Source organism: Gillisia sp. Hel_I_29, assembly GCF_000744275.1.
In the GTDB taxonomy this organism is placed as follows: Bacteria; Bacteroidota; Bacteroidia; order Flavobacteriales; family Flavobacteriaceae; genus Gillisia.
Window position 1 is genome coordinate 179,831 of record NZ_JQLP01000003.1, and the last position, 18,359, is coordinate 198,189.

16 protein-coding genes are annotated in these 18,359 nt (G+C 30.2%); 11 read left to right on the plus strand and 5 right to left on the minus strand.

Features of this window, described 5'->3' with window-relative positions; translation table 11 throughout:
- Positions 1–19: 19 nt before the first annotated feature.
- The 4 genes from P163_RS04455 to P163_RS04470 form a co-directional block, all read right to left on the minus strand.
- Positions 20–910, minus strand: a complete 891-nt coding sequence (locus P163_RS04455; RefSeq protein ID WP_034888095.1) for a mechanosensitive ion channel family protein — start codon at positions 908–910, stop codon at positions 20–22.
- A 13-nt stretch (positions 911–923) separates the two neighbouring features.
- Positions 924–1,415, minus strand: a complete 492-nt coding sequence (locus tag P163_RS04460; protein WP_034888097.1) for a Dps family protein — start codon at positions 1,413–1,415, stop codon at positions 924–926.
- Positions 1,416–1,511: 96 nt separating this feature from the next.
- The gene (locus P163_RS04465) at positions 1,512–1,832 is read right to left on the minus strand and encodes a hypothetical protein (RefSeq protein WP_034888105.1); all 321 of its coding nucleotides are present in this window, start codon (positions 1,830–1,832) and stop codon (positions 1,512–1,514) included.
- Positions 1,833–2,066: 234 nt separating this feature from the next.
- The gene (locus tag P163_RS04470; protein ID WP_051931117.1) at positions 2,067–3,047 is read right to left on the minus strand and encodes a glycosyltransferase family 10 domain-containing protein; all 981 of its coding nucleotides are present in this window, start codon (positions 3,045–3,047) and stop codon (positions 2,067–2,069) included.
- A gap of 166 nt (positions 3,048–3,213) precedes the next feature.
- Here P163_RS04470 and P163_RS04475 point away from each other — a divergent pair, with 166 nt between their 5' ends.
- A complete protein-coding gene (locus P163_RS04475) occupies positions 3,214–4,650 on the plus strand; it encodes a lipopolysaccharide biosynthesis protein (RefSeq protein ID WP_034888106.1) in 1,437 nt (478 codons plus the stop codon).
- Positions 4,647–5,720, plus strand: coding sequence for a DegT/DnrJ/EryC1/StrS family aminotransferase (locus P163_RS04480; protein ID WP_034888108.1), 1,074 nt, complete (start codon positions 4,647–4,649; stop codon positions 5,718–5,720). Before P163_RS04475 ends, P163_RS04480 begins: the two co-directional genes overlap by 4 nt.
- Positions 5,721–5,758: 38 nt before the next feature.
- On the opposite strand, the gene P163_RS04485 is transcribed toward P163_RS04480, so the two are convergent.
- Positions 5,759–6,694, minus strand: a complete 936-nt coding sequence (locus tag P163_RS04485) for a hypothetical protein (RefSeq protein ID WP_051931119.1) — start codon at positions 6,692–6,694, stop codon at positions 5,759–5,761.
- Positions 6,695–6,952: 258 nt separating this feature from the next.
- On the opposite strand from P163_RS04485, the gene P163_RS04490 reads away from it, so the two are divergent.
- The 9 genes from P163_RS04490 (at position 6,953) to P163_RS04530 (ending at position 18,356) form a co-directional block, all read left to right on the plus strand.
- A complete protein-coding gene (locus P163_RS04490) occupies positions 6,953–8,545 on the plus strand; it encodes a hypothetical protein (RefSeq protein WP_034888113.1) in 1,593 nt (530 codons plus the stop codon).
- 89 nt (positions 8,546–8,634) lie between these two features.
- Positions 8,635–9,714: a dTDP-glucose 4,6-dehydratase gene (rfbB, locus tag P163_RS04495; protein WP_034888115.1), complete on the plus strand. Its 1,080-nt coding sequence runs from the start codon at positions 8,635–8,637 to the stop codon at positions 9,712–9,714.
- Positions 9,715–9,717: 3 nt separating this feature from the next.
- Positions 9,718–10,596 (plus strand): glucose-1-phosphate thymidylyltransferase RfbA, encoded by an 879-nt coding sequence (gene rfbA, locus P163_RS04500; protein ID WP_034888117.1) that lies wholly within the window; start codon positions 9,718–9,720, stop codon positions 10,594–10,596.
- A 114-nt stretch (positions 10,597–10,710) separates the two neighbouring features.
- Positions 10,711–11,709 (plus strand): SDR family oxidoreductase, encoded by a 999-nt coding sequence (locus P163_RS04505; protein ID WP_034888119.1) that lies wholly within the window; start codon positions 10,711–10,713, stop codon positions 11,707–11,709.
- A 66-nt stretch (positions 11,710–11,775) separates the two neighbouring features.
- Positions 11,776–13,059: a nucleotide sugar dehydrogenase gene (locus tag P163_RS04510; RefSeq protein WP_034888121.1), complete on the plus strand. Its 1,284-nt coding sequence runs from the start codon at positions 11,776–11,778 to the stop codon at positions 13,057–13,059.
- Between the two features lies 1 nt (position 13,060).
- Positions 13,061–14,455, plus strand: coding sequence for a nucleotide sugar dehydrogenase (locus P163_RS04515; RefSeq protein ID WP_034888122.1), 1,395 nt, complete (start codon positions 13,061–13,063; stop codon positions 14,453–14,455).
- A 13-nt stretch (positions 14,456–14,468) separates the two neighbouring features.
- Positions 14,469–15,905 carry an MBOAT family O-acyltransferase gene (locus P163_RS04520; protein WP_034888124.1) on the plus strand — a complete coding sequence of 479 codons (1,437 nt, stop codon included), beginning with the start codon at positions 14,469–14,471 and terminating at the stop codon, positions 15,903–15,905.
- 34 nt (positions 15,906–15,939) lie between these two features.
- Positions 15,940–16,821 (plus strand): hypothetical protein, encoded by an 882-nt coding sequence (locus P163_RS04525; RefSeq protein WP_197055424.1) that lies wholly within the window; start codon positions 15,940–15,942, stop codon positions 16,819–16,821.
- An 80-nt stretch (positions 16,822–16,901) separates the two neighbouring features.
- Positions 16,902–18,356 (plus strand): MBOAT family O-acyltransferase, encoded by a 1,455-nt coding sequence (locus P163_RS04530; RefSeq protein ID WP_034888128.1) that lies wholly within the window; start codon positions 16,902–16,904, stop codon positions 18,354–18,356.
- The last annotated feature ends 3 nt before the right edge of the window (positions 18,357–18,359 follow it).

Consider the following 18,359-nt stretch of genomic DNA (forward strand, 5'->3'; position numbering starts at 1 on the left):
TTATATCTTTTTACCTTCCTTAAGGTTCTATGTTGGGCTTATTAACCGATAACTGGTTACTAAAATCTATAGTTCTTATAGGGAATGGGATATTGATATTATTCTTATCAAAAGCTTTCTTAACTGCGATAATAGCTTTGTTCTTTGCAACTAAGATATCTTTACTATTAGTTACATCTGTCCAAAATCTGGCTACAAAGTTGATAGAACTGTCTCCAAATCCCTGATACATAAATTCAATTTCCTCATTACCTCGTTGTGGAAAAATATCTTCTAATGTTTCTTTAGTAAGATTTTGAACAAATTCTAGATCGCTACTGTAAGAAACGCCACAATCTAACATTACCCTAGATCTATTAGTTCTTGTGTAATTCTTAAAAGGTTCATCTATGATCTTAGAATTAGGGATCATTACATAATTATTATCCGGCTCTTTAATAATAATGCTTCTAAGGTTGATCTCCATGATCTCACCTTTAAAACCATTGGTTTCCACCCAATCTCCAATTTGTATTTCAGGTAAGAAACTTAAAATTACACCAGAAAATGTATTGTTAAGAGTACCTTGTAGAGCTAGACCTATTGCTAAACCTACTACACCCGCACCAGCGAGTATAGATGTTAAGATCTTATCTAGGTTTAATAATCCTAAAGCAATGAAAAACCCTATTAAGATCACTATAACTTTCACAACTTTGGCTGTGATCTGTCTTATAGAATCTTGAGACCCTTTTTTTCTAAGTATGCCATCAAATAATTTTGCAGCATACTTTGCAACCATCACGAAGAATAAGAAAACTAAGGAGGCTAAAATAAAATTAGGGAAATTTAGAATAATTGAATCTAGCCACTCGGCTAACTTATCCCAAATTCCCTTAACTGATTTATTGAAATCAAATTTTTCAAACATTTATTAAATGTTATTATACTGGTTTATGGTTTTCTGTTGTTTTCATTTTCCATGCATCTAACATCCAGCTTGTTTTCTCAAGTTCTCTAATGTAAGCACCAATAAGATCTATGGTTCCCTCGTCTCCGCCTTTTTCAGCTATTTCTGTAACTTTTCTCATTTGCTTAAGTAAGGTTCCGTGATCTTCTAAAAGTATTTTGATCATATTTGAATCAGAAATGTCAGATTCAGATTCTTTAATACTAGATGCTTTTAAGTAATCACTTAAATTGCTTGTTGGTTGGAATCTTAGGGTAAGAATTCTCTCTGCAATTTCATCAACCTTCAATTTTGCATCATCATAAAGCTCTTCAAATTTTTCATGAAGATCAAAGAAATTTTTACCTATTACATTCCAGTGAAAATTTCTTAATTTTTGATAATACAAATGATAATCTGCTAAAAGAATATTTAATTCCTTTACTGTATTGGATGTTTTTTTCTCGTCAAGTCCTAAATAACTCATAGTTTTCTTTTATTGAAATATTAATTACTATTCAAAATTACGATAGTATCTAGCGTACTGCAAATTTATAGTATGGTTTAATACTATATTAACTATCTATTCTGTCGGTCTGTTTTCCTTCAAATCTAGCTTATCCATCATTTCTTTAGATATTTGCCCTCCGGAAATTCCGTAACCGTCTACAAGTAAACCTTTTTTACCGTTGTGTGTGGTAATTGCATATAATATAGAGTTATCATCTGGGTTACTCATACCTTCAAATCTTAAAACCTTATCTACATCAAATTCATTAGTAGCATAAGATTCTTTCTGAGATTTTAGCTCAATCTTTTCATCTAGTAAATTAAAATCATGTTCATATCCTTCCTCAAGTTTCAATATATTCATTGCCTGAGATAATGTTCCGTAATCTTTCATAATTTCTTTAATTGATTTAATAATTGAAGATACATTCTATGCTTTTGATATAAAATTTATTCGGATGGTTTAGTATAAGTTTAACGAGAAGAAAAGTATAATACTTATTATGGCAGTGGAACTGTAATTTTATTGTTGTGAGTTTGATGCCAATTTTAATTTCACTGTTTCAATTTTGAAATTAGCAATTGATACAATGAGCCTAATTTTCTTAAAAAAATTCAGATTACATTTTTATTTCAAAAATTTTAAAATTTTTGAATACTTTGAAAATTTATCTTTTAGTTGCATTTGTGCTTTGAGGCTTAATTCGTATTTTAATTGAGCGCCAAACTGAGATCTTTTTTTCAGTTTATCTTTACTAAAAATAGTTTCGAAGAAATTTAAAAGTTTAGTATTTTCTAAATGATTAGGAACGATATTGTTTATAAATGAGGGAGTATTAAGCATTTCCAGGTATTTTGTGTCATCATTGTCAATTGATTTGATTACACTAATAATATCTTCAAAATTTTCATAATCGTGACAATTTATGAAGGAAGCAGCATTGAAATCTTGAGATACCTCCGGATTTCCCCAATAAATAGGTATTGTATTGGAATTGAAAGCGTGAAGTATCTTTTCTGTGGTATATCCTGGTGCAGATGTGTTCTCAAAAGCTATTGAAAACTTACACTTAGATTGAAAGTTTATCTTTGAATACATCCAATCCCTTGAAAATCTTTCTCCAACATCCATCTTTATATTATTTAGGTGTCTCCCCGGAGATGAAACCATTTTATATTTGCTTAGTAAATGGAAAAAGGTATCTCTAGTAGGATCTGCATTAGAATTCGCGAAAATAAAATTGCAAAAAAACGGTTTCTCTTTAATGATGGAATAATCATAATTCTTGATTAAAAGAAGATCATTAAACTGATTTTCAAATGTGGCGAAATATGGAAACCTTAAGTATCTGTCTTCAAATTCCAAATTAGAAAAGCCTATGGCATAATCGCACAAATTAAAGTCTGGAATCAAATTTTCGGCAGTATAGTATATTCTTATACAGCTATAATTAAGAAAGTGATGACCGTAACATGAGTAAATTAAATAATCTGGATTTTCCGAATTTAGCTCAATGGTATAATCCTTTGCTAAAAGATGATAAATATAATTATCATCCACTTTAAAATTTAGGTCAAAATCGGTAAACCATAATTTAAGTGTTGTCATAGTTGCAAATTTTATAAATTTCAGTAAATATAGTAATAGGAATAGGAATCAAACTCTTAGATTATAAGTTCAAATCTCAATCTATTAAAAGAACACCCTTTTGTTAAATCTATTGTATGTATTTTTAAAGAAAATATTAAATAACTCCTTTGAATAATCTTTATAAATGTCATTAAAAAAGCAGGCGACATTTGGGTTGGTTTGGACGTATGCACAGCAATTTGGAAATCAACTCGTTGGTTTTGGTGTTTCCATTATACTTGCAAGATTATTAACCCCAGCAGAATTTGGTTTGATTGGGATGATAGCAATTTTCGTAGCAGTAGGGAATACGCTATTGCATAGTGGTCTGAATAAATCTTTAATAAGGAGCGAAGATCTTAATAATGAAGATTACAGTACTATTTTTTACTATAATTTGATTGTAAGTCTTATAATTTACTTTCTAATTTTTATAACAGCACCGTACATTGCAATATTTTATGAGCAGCCCAAGCTTACGGGGATTTTACGAATTTATTGCCTATCATTTATAGTAACAGCTTTTTCTGCAGTTCAGTTAGCTAGACTAACGAAAAAATTAGATTTTAAAACACAAACTATTATTTCAATTCCATCAGCGATTGTAGGAGGAGGTATTGGGATATATATGGCATTTGCCGGGTATGGTGTCTGGAGTTTGGTTTGGAGTAGTTTATTCTCTTCAATACTAAATACTGTGCAGTTGTGGATATATTCAAAATGGAGTCCAGAGTTATGTTTTAATACTCATAAATTTAGAAGTCATTTTAAATATGGGTATAAATTAACAATATCCGAACTATTGGATAAAGTTTTTAGTAACATTTTTCTAATTGTAATTGGAAAATATTTTTCTCCTGCACAGGTAGGTTTCTATACTAGGGCAGAAACGATGAAACAATTGCCTGTCAACAATTTAACAAACGCATTAGATCGTGTGACTTTCCCGTTATTTGTTGTAATTCAGAATGATGATGTGCAGTTAAAACGAGTTTATAAAAAGCTAATTAAAATTGTGGTCTTTGTTCTGACTCCCGTATTAACTTTTTTAGCAGTTTTAGCAGAACCAACTTTTAGCTTATTATTTACAGATAAATGGCTACCTGCTGTTCCGTATTTTCAGATTCTTTGTATAACTGGAGTTCTCTTACCTCTACATTCTTACAATCTCAATATCCTAAATGTAAAAGGTCGAAGTGATCTATTTTTAAAAATAGAAGTTTTAAAAAAGGGATTAATTCTAATAACATTACTTATAACGGTCCGCTTAGGAATTATTCCAATGCTCATAGGACAAGTTATAATCTCTATTTTGGCTTTCTTTGTAAATGCGCAATATACTGGTAAGTTTATTGGTTACTCTGCTATTCAACAATTGAAAGATGTCTTACCAACCTTTTTATTATCTATAATAGTCGGAGCTTTAGTTTTCTTTTTAGATAGATATCAGTTAAATTCTAATTTTGACATTGTAAGAGTTTTAATGGGAGGTATTATAGGACTATCGCTATATCTATTATCGGCTTTTCTCTTGAAGTTTGAAAGCCTAAATGAATTATATAATTTGATCTTAAAGAAATGATTCCAGTTACTAAAACATTTTTACCTCCTAGAGAGGAGTATCAGTCTAAATTGAAAGTGATTTGGGAAAGTAATCAATTAACAAATGGCGGTGAATTATTGTTTCAATTGCAATCTGAATTAAAGGGTTATCTAAATATTGAAAATGTAATCCTTACCACAAATGGAACTTTGCCTATTCAGATTGCATTGAAAATATTAGCAAAAAAAGGAGAAGTAATTACAACACCCTTCAGCTATGTGGCCACCACATCATCTATCGTTTGGGAGAATTGTATTCCGGTATTTGTAGATATCGATCCTGAATATTGGACAATTGATGAGAATAAGATCGAAGCTGCAATCACTAAAAATACAACAGCTATTCTTGCTACTCATGTATTTGGAAATCCATGTAATATAGATAAGATTTCTGCTATCGCAAGAAAATTTAACCTGAATGTAATATACGATGCAGCACACTGCTTTGGAGTAAAATATCAGGGTGATTCTATTTTCAATTTTGGTGATGTTTGCACCTGTAGTTTTCATGCAACTAAACTTTTTCATACTGGAGAAGGTGGAGCATTATTCTCTAGGAATGATCAACTTTATAAACAACTATTTTATAGTCATAATTTTGGTCATGATGGGGCTTTGAATTATCACGGCTTAGGAATTAATGCAAAAATGAGTGAATTGCAAGCAGCTATGGGATTATCAGTTTTGCCTTATGTCGGTCAACTTATTGCTATTAGAAAAGTGCTAGTAGATAAATACAATGATAGCCTTTTTTTTCATAGAATAAGGCCTATAAAACTTAGGGAGCACACAGAATGGAATTATAGTTATTATCCAATAGTTTTTGAAAATGAAGAAAAGTTGATAGAAGCTGAGAAGCTCTTGAATGAAAATGAGATCTATCCACGTCGTTATTTTTACCCATCCTTAAACACTTTAAGTTATGTAACGTATAAGGAGATGAAAATTTCTGAAGAAATATCAAAAACCATTTTATGTTTACCCTTATATGTAAGTCTAGAGTTAACTGAAGTTGTTAAGATATCAAATCTAATTAATAGTGTTATTTGATGTTCGTTTGAACCAATAAAATGTTATAACATCAATGATTACCATAAGATCCAGGAATCGTAATCAATACAAAAGCATTTATCTTCTCCTGTTCTCATTCCCATAAACATGCCGGGGTTTGAGCTATAAGTACCTATAAATTTATCAGAGTTATAACAGATATCCATACTAGCGAATAATTTTAAGTGCTGTAAAAATTTTTGAGTTTTATCTTTATTAACAAAATCTGCATGTATATATCCTCGTTCTGATGGATTACAAAGAGTGTAAAATTTCCAATCTGGATAGTTCTCTAAAAGCTGTTCAATAATAGAGTAATTATCGGTTAGAATAAAAGCATTTTTTACATCACTTATGGCAATAGCTTTTTTCATATATAATTGAATATTATATAAATCTGTTTCGATTAATTTATCGCCAGACCTAATATGTATTGCAATATAATTTTGAGGAATATTTAGAGAATTTATATGATCATCAATGATTTTTTTACTTTGAGGATCGTATTGCCATATCATTTTAATAATTACTTGTGTGGCATCTAATAAGCATGAATTATCGAGCCCTAATTCTGGGATGTTAAATCTAGTATTAAAAAATTCTTCATTTCTGAAATAGTTCCAAATATCTTGAGTTAGAAAATTACTTCTTGTAATTTTTTTTAAAACTTTAGGGGGTAAAAGGTTTGAATTTCTTAATTGATAACTTCTTTTATTATATCTACTATGTAAGTAAAAACTGCTTTCTTCGCAAAATGGAATAAAGAAATCTGTCCAACCATTCTTCAGAGCAAAATTAGCCTTTTTCGAATAAATGGTAAATCTAATTTTATTCTGTAAGCAATATAACATGGCCAATACCATGTTATTAAATTCAGAAAAAAAACCTGCGTCTACGCCAATATTAAACGTAATATTTTTTGGAAATGAACTATTTAATTGAGTATAGTTCTTTCGTAAATTTAATTCATTCAAAATTGATAAATCTTTTTAATCAAATTAAAGCAATTTAGATAACTTAAAAGTTTAAGTAACTAATTTATTAAAATAAAATTAAAAATTTAGTAAACATTAGCGCCTGTTTTATTACAATTTGGTTATAGTTTTTAAGAAAAAATGGAAGGTGATGGTTGTTTTTAGGTTTCTGTTTATCATTTGTATATTTGTGCAGAAGTACTTGTAACCTCATATTCCCAATTGTTAGAAATGATCAATTATTTTAATAAATTTTTAATGAGAGCGAATTCTTTTAATTATTTATCTTCAATTTTAGTTGTAGTTGCAGTAGTAATTTATTTCTCTACAATTTTCTATGGATTAGATTTTACAGATTCTTTTTATCACATAAATGAGGCCATTCATCCAGTAAATGATCAATATAAATTCTCTTTTATCCTAACTTCTCTATTTATAAATTTTATAGCAAGAATATTTGGTGAGCAGGTTATAGTTTTTAGATTTATAAATAGTTTATTACTTCTTATTCCAGGTCTAATTACAATAGTTTTTTTACGAAAAATTATTAGTAAAAAAGACATATTGAATTACATTACTATCTTGTTAATACTTACAACTTCGCTTAATACAAATATTCTTGGATATGATACTTTAACGACTGTTATTCTAACTTTAATCTTTTTTACATGTTACAGTTATTTAATTAATAAAAAAGGATACAAGATTCTGTTGCTATCAGTATTGGTAATAATAGCCGTTTTTATAAGATTTCCGAATCTAATATTAATACCTATTTTGTTTGCTCTATTATTATTTGAAGAGAATTATAGAGACTATAAAAGATCAATACATTTAAAAATTCCAATGCTGTATGTTGTTTTAACTTCAACTATTATTCTATCTGTATTTTATTTAATTAATAACAACTTTTCTGAACACTTTTTGGCAGAAATAAATACTTCAAGCCACAAACCTGGTTTACTGCTAATATCATATTTAAAAGATCTTGCTAAAATATTTGGGTTCAGTTTATATTTTATTTTAACATATAAAGTTCTATCTTTTAATATTGAAAGAGCTAGAAACATCAAAATGAGTTATTTCCTATTTTATTTAGCTCAATTTTTCTTGGCAATAACAGTAAGCGTTGTGTATAAATATAATTTTACTCTTTATTACGTATCAATAGCCTTTAGTTTCGTTACAATTTATCTTATAGAAAATAAGATTAGTATTTATGGAATAAAATTTAAAATAATTATCTTATTTATTTTCATGCTATTTGTACATCCATTTGGATCTAATACTGGTTTACTTAAAGCTGCTTTTTTATTTTTATTATTTCCATTTCTTCTCATAATATTGAGTCCTAAAAATGCTAGATTCTGGATAGGTAATTTAATTGTTATATGTTTTTTAGGTATCACTGTAAAAGTTATTAGTCCATATGAAGATGACAATATGTGGAATTTAAATGCACCTCTAAACATTCATCAGTTATATTTAGTTAGAACTACTAAACAGAGAGCAGATTATATTACAGATATCACATATGAGAGGCAAAGGCTTATAGGAAAAGATATAGATGTCTATTTTTATGGAAATAAAAGCCATATTTTTAATTATTTATATCCCTCATCCTCTTTAGGAATTTCGGATTTTAACCAGAATTTAGAAAATTCTAATTTTCAGATAAAGATTCAAAATATTCTAAAGAAAAAGAGAAATCTAGCGCTGTTTTTAACCACTTCATATCCAAACAAAATAATTTATAGTTCGCAAAGTTTATTAGAGAAAGAATTGATGGAACTAGGATTTGAAAAAGTTTTAAAAAATCAGGTATTATACTATTTGAAAACTACAGATTAATAACAAACTTCTGAGGTTGGACTATTTAAAATTTACCATAATAATAAAATATTAGGTTAAAAAATGAAAAGAATTTTGAATTATTAGATATGATAAAGAAAATCGACAATTTAAATGCAATTAAGATATTAATTACTGGGGGTGCTGGGTTTATAGGTTCTCATGTTGTGCGTCGTTTTGTCAAAAAATATCCTGAATATGAAATTTATAACTTAGATTCTTTGACTTATGCCGGAAATTTAGAAAATCTTCAAGATATTGAAAATGAAAAAAATTATCATTTTCTAAGGGTAGATATTAGTAATGCTGAGAAAATAGATGATATATTTCACACCTATAAATTTAATAAAATTATTCACCTAGCAGCAGAATCTCATGTGGATCGATCGATTCATGATCCTTCAATATTTTTGAAAACAAATGTGATCGGGACTGTAAACTTACTAAATGCTGCAAGAAATAATTGGTCTAAGGCTTCTGGAAATAATTTATTCTATCATATTAGTACAGATGAAGTGTTTGGAACTTTAGGCGAAGAGGGTTTGTTCACAGAAACAACTCCATATAAACCAAATTCTCCATATTCCGCGTCTAAGGCAAGTTCTGATCATTTCGTAAGAGCATACGGAGAAACTTATAATTTGCCATATATCATTTCAAATTGCTCCAACAATTATGGTCCAAATCAGTTTCCTGAAAAATTGATTCCACTTTTTATCAAGAATATTATTGAAAGTAAACCTTTGCCTGTTTATGGAGATGGAAATTATACAAGAGACTGGTTATATGTTATAGATCATGCAAAAGCAATTGATCTAGCTTTTCATAAAGGCGAAAATAAATCTTCCTATAATATAGGTGGGTTTAATGAATATAAGAACATTGATCTTGTAAAATTGCTATGTGCTAAAATGGATGAAAAATTAAATAGAAATCAAGGAGCATCTGAAAATTTAATTAATTATATTAAAGATAGACCAGGTCATGACAAAAGATACGCTATTGATGCCTCAAAAATTTATCAAGACTTAGGATGGAAGCCATCTGTAACTTTTGAAATAGGATTAGATAAAACAATTGACTGGTATTTGAATAATGAGGAATGGTTAAATCGTTTAACTTCCGGAAAATATAAGGATTATTATTTAAATAAATACCCTAACAAATAAAGTGTGAAAGGAATAATATTAGCAGGAGGAACCGGAACTAGGCTCTATCCTATAACAAAGGCAATTTCTAAACAGCTATTGCCCATTTATGATAAACCGATGATCTATTATCCTTTATCTGTCTTAATGTTAGCAGGAATGCGCGAAGTTTTAATAATTTCTACCCCCGAAGATCTTCCCAATTTTAAAAAGTTGTTAGGAGATGGAAAAGAGTTGGGAATGAAATTTTCTTTTGAAGAACAACTATCTCCCGATGGCTTGGCCCAAGCCTTTATTATCGGGGAAGAATTTATCGGGGAAGATGACGTGTGTTTGATATTGGGAGATAATATTTTTTACGGACAAGGTTTCACGGACATGCTCAAAAAAGCAGTAGAAAATTCCAAAAATAAAAAAGCAACCGTCTTTGGGTATTACGTAAACGATCCACATAGATATGGAGTTGTAGATTTTAATGGTATAGGTGAAGTTAAGAGTATAGAAGAGAAGCCAATTAATCCGAAAAGTAACTATGCAGTAACGGGCATTTATTTTTATCCAAATTCAGTTATTAAAATAGCAAAATCTGTAAACCCTAGCGAGCGCGGGGAATTAGAAATAACGAGTGTGAACCAGAAATATTTAGCTGAAGAGAAATTAGAAGTGGTATTAATGGGTAGAGGATTTGCCTGGCTAGATACAGGGACTCATGAATCTTTTTTAGAAGCTTCTAACTTTGTACATACTATAGAAAAACGACAGGGATTGAAAATAGCTTGTATAGAAGAGATCGCATATCGCAATGGTTTTATAGATAAAGATCAACTCATTAGAAGTGGAAAATACTATTCTATAAACAAATACGGTGAGTACTTAATGAAAATAGCAAATGGAATTATTTGATTTATTGAGCACTGAAATATTAAGAGTTTTTTGTTTTCTTTAAGATATACCTTGTAGCGCCTTAATTAAGAAATGCTATCTTTGCCGCTTGTAATTGAAAAAATTTCGATCTAAATGGTTAAGGAACAGTATTCAAGATTAAGTTCTTCTAAAGTATTAATTACCGGTGGTGCGGGATTTATAGGTTCAAATTTATGTGAAGCACTTCTAAAAGTAGGTGCATCAGTAGTTTGCCTTGATAACTTCTCAACTGGAAAGAGAGAAAACCTGATTGAACTTCAAAAAGATTCGAATTTCGAATTAATTGAAGGTGATATCAGAGATTTAGAGACTTGTCATAAGGCCATGTCAGATGTTGACTATGTTTTGCATGAAGCTGCTTTAGGTTCTGTTCCTAGATCCCTTAAAGATCCTATTACCAGTAACGATGTAAATGTTTCTGGCTTTTTAAATATGTTGGTTGCTGCTAGAGATGCAAATGTGAAAAGATTTGTTTATGCAGCGAGTTCATCAACTTATGGAGATTCCGAAAATCTACCAAAAGTAGAGCATATTATAGGAAAACCGCTTTCTCCTTATGCTATTACAAAATATGTAAATGAACTTTATGCAGATATTTTTAAGAAAGCTTATAATTTAGATACGATAGGGCTTAGATACTTTAATGTTTTTGGAAGAAAGCAAGATCCCAATGGAGCGTATGCTGCTGTTATTCCAAAATTTGTAATTCAGCTTATGAATTATGAATCTCCTGTGATTAATGGTGATGGTACGTATTCTCGTGATTTTACTTATATTGATAATGTAATTCAAATGAACTTATTAGCATTGAGTTCGGAAAGTGAAAAAGCGGCTAATGAAGTTTATAACACTGCTGTTGGAGACAGAACAAACCTTTTAGAATTAACTACATTACTAAAGCAATATTTATCAGAATTTGATCCAAAGATTGGAGATGTTGAAATTAAGCATGGACCTGAAAGAGCTGGTGACATTCCACATTCATTGGCTTCAATAGACAAGGCAAAATCAACCTTAGGTTATGATCCGGAATTTGATATTAGATCTGGGCTTAAGGAAGCGGTAAAATGGTATTGGGAAAATTTAAAATAATATAAATAAAATATAATATCTTCTTTCATTATTATCTTTTGATGGAAGTTTTAATATAAAATATAGATGAATAAGGATACAAAAATAGCAGTAATCGGTTTAGGTTACGTTGGATTGCCTTTAGCTAGGTTGTTCGCAACTAAATATTCAGTAATTGGATTTGATATTAATCAAAGTAGAGTTGCAGAATTAATGGGTGGTCATGATAGTACATTAGAAGTTGAAGATGAATTATTAAAATCTGCTTTGGTTGATACACCATCGGACGACAACGGTTTATTTTGCTCTACCAAATTAGAAGATATAAAAGATTGTAATTATTATATTATTACTGTTCCTACTCCGGTAGATAAGAATAACAGACCAGATCTTACTCCACTTTATAAAAGTAGTGAGAGTGTAGGGAAAGTATTGAAAAAAGGAGATACTGTTATTTATGAATCTACGGTATATCCGGGAGTTACTGAAGACGAGTGTGTGCCGGTTTTAGAGCGTGTTAGCGGTCTTAAATTTAATGTAGACTTTTTTGCAGGATACTCACCAGAAAGAATTAATCCGGGTGACAAGGAGCATACGGTAGAGAAAATTTTAAAAGTTACTGCTGGATCTACGCCAGAAGTTGGAAAAAGAGTGAATAATTTGTATGCAAATGTAATAACTGCTGGTACACATTTGGCACCAACGATTAAAGTTGCAGAAGCAGCAAAAGTAATTGAGAATTCGCAAAGAGATATTAATATTGCTTTCGTAAATGAGTTGGCTAAAATATTTAATATGATGGATATTGATACACATGACGTGTTAGAAGCCGCTGGAACCAAATGGAATTTTCTGCCATTTAAACCGGGTTTAGTTGGCGGGCATTGTATTGGTGTAGATCCTTATTATTTAGCTCAGAAGGCTCAAGAATTGGGGTATCATCCTGAAATCATACTTGCTGGTAGAAGAATGAATGACTCTATGGGACAATATGTAGCGTCAGAAGTTGTTAAGTTAATGTTGCATAACGACCTTAAAGTGAAGGGTGCAAATGTTCTCGTTCTAGGAATAACTTTCAAGGAAAATTGTCCGGATGTAAGAAATACCAAGGTGGTTGATGTAATTAAGCACATGAAAGAATATGGTATGAATGTTACCGTTTTTGATCCTTTAGCAAATCCTAAAGAAGTTGAACATGAATATTCTTTAGAGACTACGAAAATATTGCCTAAACAGAAGTATGACGCTATAGTTCTTGCAGTTTCTCATAATGAATTTTTAGAAATAAATTTTGATGCTTTAAAAGCAGAAAAAGCGGTGGTTTATGATGTTAAGGGTGTTTTAGGTGATAAATGTGATAAAAAATTATAGAATGAAAGTTAAAAATATTTGTTGTATTGGAGCTGGATATGTAGGTGGTCCAACCATGGCAATAATAGCTCAAAAATGTCCGCATATAAATGTTACAGTTGTAGATATCAATGAAAAAAGAATTTCTGCTTGGAATGATAGGGATGTAAATAATATCCCAATTTATGAACCAGGCTTATCTGATATTGTTGCGGAGGCAAGAGATAGGAACTTGTTTTTTTCTACTAATGTAGATGAGGCTATTGACAAGGCAGATATGATATTTATATCTGTTAACACTCCAACCAAAACTTACGGAATGGGTAAGGGGATGGCAGCAGATCTTAAATTTATTGAATTATGTGCTAGGCAGATCGCTAGAGTTTCAACATCGGACAAGATTGTTGTAGAAAAATCTACTTTACCTGTTCGCACAGCAGAGGCCTTAAAAAACATTTTAGTGAACACAGGAAATGGAGTAAACTTTCAAATCCTATCGAATCCGGAGTTCTTAGCAGAAGGAACAGCGGTACAAGATCTATTAGCTCCAGATAGAGTATTAATAGGTGGAGATATTGATTCTGATAAGGGCAAGGAAGCTGTTAATGCATTAGTGGATGTTTATGCAAACTGGGTGAGCAAAGATCATATCTTAACAACGAATGTTTGGTCTTCTGAATTATCTAAACTTACGGCCAATGCATTTTTAGCACAGCGAGTTTCTAGCATAAATGCTATGAGTGAGTTATGTGAGAAGACGGGAGCTGATGTTAATGAAGTTGCTAAAGCTGTCGGGATGGATTCGAGAATCGGTCCGAAATTTTTACAATCATCAGTTGGTTTTGGTGGATCATGTTTTCAAAAAGATATATTAAATCTTGTATACATTGCTAAATCTTATGGTCTTACAGAAGTAGCAGATTATTGGGAGCAGGTGATAATTTTGAATGATCATCAAAAAAGGCGTTTTGCAGCTAATATTGTAAAGACATTATATAACACAGTTTCAGGAAAAAAAGTTGCGATTTTGGGTTGGGCCTTTAAAAAAGATACAAACGACACTAGAGAATCTGCAGCGATCTATGTATCAGATTATCTTTTAAATGAACAGGCTGAAATTGTTGTATATGATCCAAAAGTTACTGCAGAGCAGATTTATGCAGATTTAGATTATTTAGGATCAAGAACAGATTCAGAGAACAGATCTCTCGTAAAAGTGGTAAACTCAGCTAAAGAAGCTTGTGAAAGCGCTCATGCTGTAGCTATTTTAACAGAATGGGATGAGTTTAAAGAATTGAATTGGAAAGAGATTTACGATAATATGTTGAAACCAGCCTTTTTATTTGATGGTAGAAGATTATTCGAAAGAGCAACAAAAGAGAAAATTGGTTTTGAATTTTACTCCATAGGAAATTAGTTGATCTTAAATTATGTTATTTAATTCCCTAGATTTCGCAGTATTCTTGCCGATTGTTTTTATTCTGTATTGGTTTGTATTTAACAAGAACTTAAAATGGCAAAACTCATTAGTAGCTGTATCTAGTTATGTTTTTTATGGTTGGTGGGACTGGAGATTTTTAAGCCTAATTATATTCAGCACATTAGTTGATTATTTTATTGGAATTGCGTTATCAAAAGAATATGCTCCTTCAAAAAGGAAAATTCTATTATGGTGCAGTATTGTAATTAACCTTGGTTTCTTAGGTTTTTTTAAGTATTATAATTTTTTTCTGGATAATTTTAAGTCTGCATTTAGTTTTTTCGGTAATGAAATCAATTCCAATTCATTGGATATAATATTACCGGTAGGTATAAGCTTTTATACTTTTCAAACTCTCAGTTATACTATAGACATATATAGAGGTAATTTAAAACCTACTTCGAATTTTATATCATTTGCTGCGTTCGTTAGTTTTTTTCCGCAGTTAGTGGCTGGTCCAATAGAAAGAGCATCTAATTTACTTCCGCAGTTCTATAGAAATCGAAAATTTGAATATTCAAAAGCTATAGATGGTCTTAGGCAGGTTTTATGGGGACTTTTCAAAAAAATTGTTATTGCAGACAATTGTGCAGAATACGCAAATTTAATATTTAATAATTCCGATGATTATTCTGGCAGCACCTTAGTAATTGGTGCATTATTTTTTACATTCCAAATATATTGTGATTTTTCGGGTTATTCTGATATCGCAATAGGAATTTCAAGATTGTTTGGTTTTAATTTAATGAAAAATTTTGCTTTTCCATATTTTTCAAGAGACATAGGAGAATTTTGGAGACGTTGGCATATTTCACTATCCACTTGGTTTCGTGATTACCTTTATATACCTCTTGGAGGTAGTAGAGGTGGTGTATGGCTCAAAATACGGAACACTTTTATAATATTTATTGTTAGTGGTTTTTGGCATGGTGCTAATTGGACATTTGTGATTTGGGGATTTTTGAATGCATTGTACTTTCTACCTTTACTTTTAACTAATAGAAATAGGGGTAATTTGGATGTTGTAGCATCAAATTCTTCCTTACCTAATATGAGAGAGTTGCTTAGTATGTTAGGAACTTTTCTTTTAACCGTTTTAGCATGGATATTTTTCAGAGCAGAAAATATTAGACATTCTCTAAGTATTTTTAAAGAGATTTTTTCAAAAACATTATTTAGTATACCTACTGTTCTTCCTTTTATGATTATTCTATTGTTATTATTCTTCATAACCATAGAATGGTCTGGAAGGCGCAATGAATATGCAATAGAAAAATTAGGGTTTAAAACTTCACGTTATGCTAGATGGGGCTTCTATATGTTCATTGCAACATTGATCTTTCTTTTTGATGGAAAGGAACAAGCATTTATTTATTTCCAATTTTAATATGAAAAGTTTTTTAATTAAAATATCGATGTTTTTGATGTTTCTAAGCTTAATAGCGATAGGAATATTTCTATTAGCTGATGGAAATTCTGATTCATACTATACAAACTTCACCTCTTCTAAACAGAGTTCGCTCATAATAGGTACCTCAAAGGCTGCTCAAGGACTCCAACCAGCGGTAATAAATGGAATTCTAAATAGATCAGATGTGAATAATTTTGCATTTACCGTAGCCCACAGTCCTTATGGTCCCGTTTATTTGGAGGCAATTAAGAAAAAAATTGACAGAAATACCAAGGATGGAATTTTTATCGTTACAGTAGACCCTTATAGTGTTTCTAGTAGACATAAAGATGCCAATGATGTAGGATTATTCAGAGAAAATGATAAATTTTTAGCAACGGTAAGCAGTGTTACTTCCAATCCTAATTTCGAATATCTATATCAAGAATATTCTTATCCGTACATTTATATACTTACTAAAAAGTTTGATTATATAGATGATGATTTTCTACATCCTGATGGTTGGAATGAGGTTAATATATCTATGAAACAAAAGGATTTTGAGGTAAGAAACAAATCAAAAATAAAATCTTACAAAAAACTATTAAAAGTTTACAAATTTTCAGATAAACGTTATGAATATTTTGAAAAAACTATTTCCTTCCTAAAGGAATATGGTAAGGTGTATATAGTACGTCTTCCTGTATCTACCGAATTTTTGGAAATGGAGAATAGTGTATATCCGGAATTTGATTCTAAGATAAACAATACCTCTTCAAAATTTAATGTACCTTTTTTAGATCTTACCAAGGAGTATATTGAGTATAAATATACAGATGGTAATCATTTATATAAAACTTCTGGTGCAGAGGTTAGTGAAAAAATCGCAAAATTTATATTGAACTACAAGTAAATTTAGATCAAAATTTTAGTTGGTTTATTTGTCAAACCAATACTGATTCATAAATAGAATTTTAATATTATTACTTTGAAATGTTATTCAATTCCTTAGATTTCGCAATTTTTTTACCAATAGTGTTTATTCTCTATTGGTTTGTTTTCAATAAAAATTTAAAACATCAAAATTTACTAGTTGCATTCTCCAGTTATGTTTTTTATGGATGGTGGGATTATAGGTTCCTATCTTTAATAATTTTCAGTACTATTTTGGACTACTGGATAGGTCGAGGAATTGTAAGTACAAATTCCCCAAAAAATAAGAAAATACTATTATGGGTTAGCATATTAGTTAACCTTGGATTTCTTGGAGTTTTTAAATATTATAATTTCTTCATCGATAATTTTAAAAGTGCGTTTGCAATTTTTGGATATGAGCTAAATACAAATTCGCTTAATATAATCCTACCAGTCGGTATAAGTTTTTATACCTTCCAAACTTTAAGCTACAGTATTGATGTTTATAGAGGTAATTTAAAACCCACAAACGATTTTGTGAAATTTGCTGCTTTTGTTAGTTTTTTTCCTCAATTAGTTGCTGGACCTATAGAAAGGGCAACCAATTTATTACCGCAGTTTTATAAAAAAAGAAATTTTTCTTATGAAAATTCAGTAAATGGTTTAAGACAAATTTTATGGGGATTATTTAAAAAAGTTGTGATTGCAGATAATTGTGCAGTATATGCTAATTATATTTTCGAAAACTCTGCAGAACTACCTGGCAGTACTCTTTTTATAGGTGCACTTCTTTTTACAATACAGATATATTGTGATTTTAGTGGATACTCAGATATAGCAATAGGAACTTCAAAATTATTTGGATTCAATCTTATGCAGAATTTTGCATTTCCCTATTTCTCCAGAGATATTGCAGAGTTTTGGAGAAGGTGGCATATCTCTTTATCTACTTGGTTTAGAGATTATTTATATATTCCTTTGGGTGGAAGTAAGGGAGGTGTTAAGGTGAAAATCAGAAATACCTTTATAATTTTCATTGTTAGTGGTTTCTGGCATGGTGCTAATTGGACATTTATTATTTGGGGTGCTTTAAATGCTATCTACTTTTTACCCTTATTACTATCTAACAAAAATCGAAATAATTTAGGAATGGTTGCAGAAAATTCCATGTTCCCAAGCTTAAAGGAGTTAGTACAAATGCTGAGCACATTTATTTTAACAATTTTTGCTTGGATCTTTTTTCGATCAGAGAATGTCGGTCATGCTATTAGTTATATTGGAAGTATTTTTTCTGAGTCATTTTTCGTATACCCACCTGATTTGAATGTTATTGGTTTACAAAAGATTTTAATTATCTTAATAATATTCTTTTTTGGAATTGAATGGTATGGGAGAAAAGGAGAGCATGCATTGGATCATTTAACTATTATTAAGTCTAAGTTTCTGAGATGGACATTCTATAGTTTTATTATTTTTATGATAGGTGTATTTATGTATACTGAAAAAACCAGTTTTATTTATTTTCAATTTTAATAT